Here is a 7376-nt window from a genome sequence, read left to right on the forward strand (position 1 = left end):
GACCAATGTGTTCCTGCGCGTCGACGGTGGCGCCGAACAGGAGCTGTTCCTGCCAAGGGGGTTGGTCGCGACACCCGCCGCCCCTCCTTCGTTCCGGCCGGGTTCACCCGTGTCGGGTGAACCGGCATCACCCCGCCGGCCGGCAGCCTCGGCTGTGGAGATCTTCGAGGCGTATGGGGGTGCCATGACCACCACGGCAGCGGCCGCCCGGACCGACGACCAGATCCAGCGTGATGTGCTCGACGAACTCGCCTGGGAAGCGCAGGTGCGTTCGACCGACATCGGGGTGACCGTCCACGACGGCGTGGTGACCCTGACCGGTTGGGTGGACAGTGCCGCCCGCACCTGGGCGGCGGTCCGCAGTGCCCAGCGGGTACGCGGGGTGCGGGCGGTCGCCGACGACATCGAGATACGCCCGCTCGGGCCGGTCGACGTCACCGACGGAGACCTGGCGATCGCGGCCAGCCGGGCGCTGGAGTGGAACAGCTTCGTGCCTGCCGAACGGCTGGACCTCACCGTCGCCAACGGGTGGGTCATGCTGCGTGGCGAGGTGGAGTTCGGCTGGCAGCGGCGTACCGCCGAGCGGGAGCTGCGCCGGCTGCGGGGCGTACGTGGGGTCACCAACCTGATCGAGGTCCGTCCCGCCGCCCAGCCGGATGCCGACCGGGTCCGCCGCGACGTGCAGCGCGCCCTGCTGCGGGGCATCGGCACCGAGCGGGTGACCGTCGAGGTGCACGGCGACACGGTGACCCTGAGCGGGGTGGTCCGCTCCTGGTGGGAGCGGGATCAGGCGGAACGGGTGGCGTGGTCGGCCGAGGGCGTGTGCGCGGTGCGGGACGAACTGCTGGTGGGCGGCTGAGTCAAGTCGCGATGTCCGGTTTGCCGCTGCCGGGGTCGGGAAACCGATTCGATCCGCGAGGCCGCCCGGCAGCGGATCGGGGCAGACGCCACCACAGACCGACGGGAGGGCTCGTGGCCGACAACCACGCTGCGGGGGAGCGCCAGTTGCGGATCGCGATGGTGGTCCCGCCCTGGCTGTCGGTGCCGCCGCCGGGCTACGGCGGGCTGGAGCAGGTGGTGGCCGGCCTGGTGGACGCCCTGATCGACCGGGGACACGCGGTGACGCTGATGGGCGCCGGTGAGGCGCACGGCACCGCCGCCGAGTTCCTCGCCACGCTCGACGAGTTGCAGTACGACCGGCTCGGCGAGTCGCTGCCCGAGCTGGCCCACCTGGCCCGGGTGAACCATCTGGTCAGCGCGGCCGACTTCGACGTCGTCCACGACCACACCACGATCGGTCCCCTGGTCGCCGGGCGGCGGGAGGTGCCCACCGTGGCGACCGTCCACGGCAACCCGGTGGGCGAGTACGGCACGGTGCTCAGCGACACCGATCGGGGAGTCGGACTGGTGGCCATCTCGCACGCCCAACGCCGGCTGAACCCCAGGCTGCCGTGGGTCGGCACGGTGCACAACGCGATGGAGATCGACACCTTCCCGCGCAAGAGCACACCCAGCCACGGGCCGGTGCTGTGGCTGGCCCGGTTCAGCCCCGACAAGGGGCCGGACCTGGCGATCCGGGCCTGCCGGTCCGCCGGTCTGCCGCTGGTGCTGGCCGGCAAGTGCAACGAGCCCGCCGAGCGGCGCTACTACGACGAGGTGGTCCGGCCGATGCTCGGCCCCGATGTCACGGTGGTGCGCGACGCCGACCGGGAGGCCGTGCTGCGGCTGCTGGTCGAGGCGCGTTGCCTGGTCATGCCGATCCAGTGGGAGGAACCGTTCGGCATCGTGATGCTGGAGGCCATGGCCACCGGCACGCCCGTGGTGGCGCTGCGCCGGGGGGCGGTGCCGGAGCTGGTCCGGCCGGGGGTGACCGGGCTGATCTGTGATCGGGCGGACGAGTTGCCGGCGGCGTTGCGCGAGGCGGCCGGCCTCAACCCGGCTGACTGCGTGGCGCACGTCGCGCGGACCTTCTCCATCGAGCGGATGGCGACCGGCTACGAGGCGGTGTACCGCCGGTTCCTCGTCGCGGCGACCCCGCGGACCGCCGTGCGGGAACCGGCCCACGTCACGCCGGGCTGAGTCGGTCAGACCTGCGCGGCACCGAGCGCGGCGATCGCCGCGTCCAACTGCCGGGCGTACGCCGGACTCAGCCCCTCCTCGCGCAGCCGGGTGGACACCTTCTCCCGCAGCCGGGCGACCCCCGGCGCCAGCTCGCCCTCGCCGCCGCTCACCGCCCGGGTGAGGTTTCGCAGCTCGTTGCGCAGGTCCAGCGCGACGTCGTCGCGAATGCCGCCGTCGGCGAGGCCGGCACCGATTACCTCTTCCAGGCGGTTCGCCGCCTCGATCAGGGTGTCCGTGCCGCCCGGCGGGCTCGGCGCGGCGGTTGGTGCCGGCGGCGTGGGGGAGGTGGTCGGCGGCGACGTGGGTGGCTGCTCGGTGGTGCCCTCGGCGGGCGGGGACGGCCCGTCCGACGAGGTCGGCCCGGCGGTGGGCAGCGCGGCGGGCGGATCGGTGTCGTCCGGCAGCAACGCCGGTACCGCCAGCGCCGCCCCGATCAGCACCGCCAGCGCCGGTACGACGATCGCCGGGCGCAGCAACGGCTTGCGCCGCCCATCGGCGGCGCCGGGTGGCGGTCCGCCATCGGGTACGCCGCCGGACCACCCGCCCGCCCCGACCGCGCTGCTACCCGGTCCGACTCCGGCGGTGGCCGGCGCGACTCCTACGGTGCCCGGCCTGACTCCTACGGTGCCCGGTCCGACTCCTACGGTGCCCGGTCCGACTCCGGTGGTGGCCGAGACCGGTCCCGCCGTGCCCGACCCGACCGGGCCGGTGGCCGGGGCCGGGGCGACCGTGGCGGTGGCGTGCGGCGGCTCGACCGCGGGGAGGGTGACGGTGGGGGCGAGCATCGTGCTGGCCTGCGGGTTGGCGGGCAGCATCTGGTCGCGCAGCACGGTGGCCAGCTGGCGGGCGGTGGGCCGGTCGGCCGGGTCGCGGGACAGGCAGCGCAGGCAGACCTGGGCCACCGCCGGTGGTAGGCCCGGCACGCCGGCCAGCGTGGGCGGGGTGCTCTCCGCCAGCGCGGAGCTGAGTTCCTCCCAGGTGTCCGCCGGGTACGGCACGCGGCCGGTCAGCGTCTCGTGCAGCAGCACCCCGAGCGAGTAGACGTCGGTCGCCGGCTGGGCCGGCGCGCCGTCGAGCCGCTCCGGCGCCACGTACGCCGGGGTGCCGAAGGTGGCGCCGTCCTCGTCGTCATCGGGAGCGCCGATCCGGGTGGCGATGCCGAAGTCGAGCACCTTCGCGCCCACCTGCGTCATCATCACGTTGGCCGTGGTGACGTCCCGGTGCACGATGCCGAGCCGGTGGGCGGCGGCGAGCGCGTCGGCGACCTGGGCGCCGATCTCCACCGCCTCGGGCCACGGCAGCGGCCCCTCGGTGAGCCGAGACTCCAACTCCTCGCCGGAGAGCAGTTCCATCACCACGAACGAGGTGATGGAGCCGTCCGGCGCCACCGTCTCGCCGTAGTCGTGCACCGACGTCACGTGCGGGTGGACGAGCTGCGCGGCGGCTCGGGCCTCCTCGCGGACCATGTCGCGAAACCGGGCGTCGGCGGCCAGTGACGGGGCGAGCACCTTCAGCGCGACCACCCGGTCGAGCACCTCGTCGTGGGCCCGCCAGATCACCGACATTCCACCGGCGCCGATCTGATCGATCAGCCGGTACCGGGTGGCCAGCAACCGGCCGGGCTGCAGTGCTGGCTTCACGGAGCGCACCTGCCTCATAGGTGGGAGCGGTATCAGGTTGCGCGAATGTTGCCGCCCTGTCAACGGGCCCCGGCGCGACGGGTGCGGGCCTCGACACGCCGAGTGCGGGCCGATGCGGGCGTGCCAGGATGAATGCGGCCCGGTACGGGCGTGCCAGGATGAATGGCATGGCGCGGGGACCGGTGGCGTTCGTGCTCGGGGGCGGGGGCGTCCTCGGCGCGGTCGAGGTGGGCATGTTGCGGGCCCTGTTCCGGGCCGGGATCCGGCCGGACATGGTGCTCGGCACGTCGATCGGCGCGGTCAACGGCGCCCTGGTCGCCGCCGACCCGTCCGAGGCGGTCACCGACCGGCTGGTGCGGCTCTGGGCCTCGCCCGAGGCGAGCGAGGTGTACGGCGACTCGGTGGCCCGGCAACTGCGGCGGTTCGCCGCCCGTACCCATCTGCACTCGCCCCGGCCGCTGCGCAAGTTGCTGGAGAGCGAGCTGGGCGCGGAGACCACCTTCGCCGACCTGAAGATCCCGTTCCGCTGTTGCGCGGCGAACATCGAGCGGGCCGCCGAGCACTGGTTCGTCAGTGGACCGTTGGTGCCAGCCGTGCTCGCGTCCGCCTCGGTGCCGGGGCTGTTGCCGCCGGCCCGGATCGGCGACCAGCACTACATCGACGGCGGCATCGTCAACTCCATCCCGATCGGCGAGGCGGTGACGGCCGGCGCGGCCCGGATCTTCGTACTCCAGGTGGGCCGGATCGAGCGCGCGCTGGCCCCGCCCCGCCGGCCCTGGGAGATCGCCCAGGTCGCGTTCGAGATCGCCCGCCGGCACCGGTTCGCCCGGGAGATGGCCGCCCTGCCCGACGGGGTGGAGGTGCACGTGCTGCCGACCGGTGGGCTGGAACCGCGCGACGACACCCCGTGGGCATACCGGGACATGGCCGCGGTTGGTCGACGGATCAGCCGCGCCTACTCGGCTTCCCGCCACTACCTGGCGAACCTGGAGCGCTGATGCCGTTGCCGCCGCGGTGGGTCCGCCGACTGCTGCTGGGGCCGGGCGTGGTGCTGCTCGCGTTCCTGCTGGCGACCACGGTGCCGCTGTGGGCGTTGGCGGCCCTGGCCGTGTCCCCGTTCGTGCCCGGGCGGTTGCGCCCGCTGCGCGTGCTGTGGGTCGGCTGCTTCTACCTGTTCTGGGACGCGGCGGCGCTGCTCTGCCTGTTCGTGCTCTGGGTGGCCTCCGGGTTCGGCTGGCGGGTGAACTCGCCGGCCTTCCAGCGGGCCCACTACGTGCTCGCCGGGTGGTTCCTGCGGGTGATGTTCTGGCAGGCCCGGTGGACGCTGCGGCTCAGCCTCGAGGTGGTCGGCACCGACCCCGACACTGCCCTGCCCGGCCGGCCCGAGCTGGTGGTCTGCCGGCACGCCGGGCCGGGCGACTCGTTCATCCTGATCCACGCCCTGGTGAACTGGTTCCGGCGGGAGCCGCGGATCGTGCTCAAGGACACCCTCCAGTGGGATCCGGCGATCGACGTGCTGCTCAACCGGCTGCCAAGCCGGTTCATCGCGCCCGGCCGCGACGGCCGGGGCTCCCTCACCGAGCAGATCGGGCACCTCGCCAGCGGGCTGGACGACGACGACGCCTTCGTGATCTTTCCGGAGGGCGGCAACTTCACCCCGAAGCGCCGGCTGCGGGCCATCGCCCGGCTGCGGGACCGGGGGCACGAGCGGATGGCGGTGAAGGCGGAGGCCATGCAGCACGTGCTCGCTCCGCGGCCCGGTGGGCTGCTGGCGGCGCTGGACGCCGCCCCGGACGCCGGGGTGATCTTCGTGGCCCACACCGGCCTGGACCGGATGCTCACCGTCGCCGACGTGTGGCGGGAACTGCCGATGGACAAGCGGCTGGTGATGCGGTTCTGGTCCGTGCCGCCGGAGGAGATCCCGACCGGCCGGCAGCAGCGGATCGACTGGCTTTACGACTGGTGGAGTCGGATAGACGAGTGGATCGCGGCGAATCACGACGATGCCACGTAGGGTGCGCACGTGGACCAGATCAGCGTGGTGACGACGGTGGTCGATGCGCGATCGGTCGCCGACCTGCTGGCCGCCGCCGCCGTGGCCGGGCGGCTCGCGGCCTGCGCGCAGGTGGGCGGCCAGGTGGAGAGCACCTACTGGTGGCGGTCCGGGGTGGAGACCAGCACGGAATGGTCGGTGCAGTTCAAGACCGTACCGGACCGGGTCGACGCGCTGGTGGAGCAGATCCGTGCCGGCCACCCGTACGAGGTGCCGGAGATTCTGGTCAGCCGGGTCGACTGCGGCCACCCCGGTTACGCCGCCTGGGTGTACGAGCACACCCGTCCCTGAGTACGCGCACTCTGGCGCGGACGGGGTGGGTCCGCCGAGGATGACCGCGTGGACAACGGCTACCCCTGCCCGGCCTGCGGTGCACCGGCGAACCTGGACACCGGCTGCACCGGCTGCGGCCGGCCGCCGCACCCCGCCGCCGCCGAGGTGATCCGGCTCGACCGGGAGATCCTCGTGCTCGGTGGCGAGGTGGAGCGGGCTCGCCAGACGTACGAGGAGATGGCCGGGCGACTGGCGACGACCCGGCGGCGGCGGGCCGAGCTGGCCGGCACCGTCCGGGCGGAGTTCCCGGTGCCGGTCGTGGTCGGGCCGCCGGGCGCGCCGGTGCCCGCCCCGATGGCCGCCGGGTGGCCGCCCGTTCCCATGGTGGGGCCCACGCAGCTGCCCGCCCCGGCGGTGCCGCTGCCGCCGGGCGGGGCGGAGACCTCGACCCGGACCGTGCAGGGTCTGCTCTTCGTCGTCGGTGGGCTGCTGCTCGGCACGGCGGCGACGGTGTTCACGGCGGTGGCCTGGGCGTCGGTCGGGGTGGCCGGCCGGGCGCTGATCCTGCTGGCGTTCACCGCGCTGCTGCTCGCCGTGCCGCTGGTCGCGTGCTGGCGGGGGCTGCGCGGCACCGCCGAGACGTTCGCCGCCGTCGGGCTGCTGCTGGTGGTGCTCGACGGGTACGCCGCCTGGACGGTGGACCTGTTCGGGGTGACCGGCTGGCCGGGTAGCCGGTACGCCGGGTTCGTCGCGGCGGTCAGCGCGGTGGTCGCGGCCGGGTACGCCCGGCTCAGTCGGTTGGCCGTGCCGTGGTTCGCGGCGCTGCTCGCCGCCCAGCCGGTGTTGCCGTTGTTGGCTGCCGAGGCCCGACCTGAGACGGCCGGCTGGGCGGTGGTCTTCGTCGGGGTGGCCCTGGTCGACCTGGCGGTGATCGCCGCGCTGCGGCACCGGCGGGGGGCCGTCGCGGGCGAGGGGGCCGCGACGACCCCGGCGCTGAGGCTCGCCGGGCAGGTGACGGCCGGGATCGGGTACGCCGTCGCGGTGCTGCTCGCCGCGGGCTGCGCGCTGGTGCCGCTGCTGGCCGGCCGGGCGGGCGGCGTACCGCTGCTGGCCGGTGGGCCGATGCTGCTGGTGGCGCTGACCCTGCTCGGTGCGGCGCTGCTGGTCGGCGGGGAGACGGCGCGGGCGGTGGCGGCCGGCGCGCTGGTGCCGGTGCTGGCCGGTGCGCTGATTCGCCCGGCGGCGGAGCTGCGCCCGTCGCTGCTGCTGCTGGCGGCGGCGCTGGTCGC

6 protein-coding genes and 1 pseudogene are annotated in these 7376 nt (G+C 74.5%); 6 read left to right on the top strand and 1 reads right to left on the bottom strand.

The genetic code is table 11. The annotated features are described in order from the left end of the window. The first annotated feature begins 184 nt into the window (after positions 1-184). Positions 185-859, top strand: coding sequence for a BON domain-containing protein (locus AB0M52_RS27495; RefSeq protein ID WP_363959477.1), 675 nt, complete (start codon positions 185-187; stop codon positions 857-859). 158 nt (positions 860-1017) lie between these two features. Further along, a complete protein-coding gene (locus tag AB0M52_RS27500) occupies positions 1018-2079 on the top strand; it encodes a glycosyltransferase family 4 protein (protein ID WP_363959480.1) in 1062 nt (353 codons plus the stop codon). A gap of 5 nt (positions 2080-2084) precedes the next feature. Here AB0M52_RS27500 and AB0M52_RS27505 read toward each other — a convergent pair whose 3' ends face one another. After that, the gene (locus AB0M52_RS27505; RefSeq protein WP_363959465.1) at positions 2085-3761 is read right to left on the bottom strand and encodes a serine/threonine-protein kinase; all 1677 of its coding nucleotides are present in this window, start codon (positions 3759-3761) and stop codon (positions 2085-2087) included. A 167-nt stretch (positions 3762-3928) separates the two neighbouring features. Between AB0M52_RS27505 and AB0M52_RS27510 the strand changes: the two genes are divergently transcribed. From AB0M52_RS27510 to AB0M52_RS27525, 4 genes and pseudogenes are all read left to right on the top strand, one after another. Continuing rightward, positions 3929-4759: a patatin-like phospholipase family protein gene (locus AB0M52_RS27510; protein WP_363959468.1), complete on the top strand. Its 831-nt coding sequence runs from the start codon at positions 3929-3931 to the stop codon at positions 4757-4759. Continuing rightward, the gene (locus AB0M52_RS27515; protein WP_363959471.1) at positions 4759-5775 is read left to right on the top strand and encodes a 1-acyl-sn-glycerol-3-phosphate acyltransferase; all 1017 of its coding nucleotides are present in this window, start codon (positions 4759-4761) and stop codon (positions 5773-5775) included. The genes AB0M52_RS27510 and AB0M52_RS27515 overlap by 1 nt, the downstream gene beginning before the upstream one ends. Positions 5776-5784: 9 nt before the next feature. After that, a complete protein-coding gene (gene cutA, locus AB0M52_RS27520) occupies positions 5785-6105 on the top strand; it encodes a divalent-cation tolerance protein CutA (RefSeq protein ID WP_363959474.1) in 321 nt (106 codons plus the stop codon). 48 nt (positions 6106-6153) lie between these two features. After that, positions 6154-7376, top strand: a pseudogene (locus AB0M52_RS27525) (hypothetical protein); the annotation flags it as partial.

Origin of the sequence: Micromonospora sp. NPDC051296, from assembly GCF_040682255.1 — a bacterium.
GTDB classification, from domain to species: Bacteria; Actinomycetota; Actinomycetes; order Mycobacteriales; family Micromonosporaceae; genus Micromonospora; species Micromonospora craterilacus.

Excerpts from the sequence above, each read along its gene's own strand:
- AB0M52_RS27495 (WP_363959477.1), top strand. The coding sequence starts at position 185 with ATGACCACCACGGCAGCGGCCGCCCGGACCGACGACCAGATCCAGCGT.
- AB0M52_RS27500 (WP_363959480.1), top strand. The coding sequence starts at position 1,018 with ATGGTGGTCCCGCCCTGGCTGTCGGTGCCGCCGCCGGGCTACGGCGGG.
- AB0M52_RS27510 (WP_363959468.1), top strand. The coding sequence starts at position 3,929 with ATGGCGCGGGGACCGGTGGCGTTCGTGCTCGGGGGCGGGGGCGTCCTC.
- AB0M52_RS27515 (WP_363959471.1), top strand. The coding sequence starts at position 4,759 with ATGCCGTTGCCGCCGCGGTGGGTCCGCCGACTGCTGCTGGGGCCGGGC.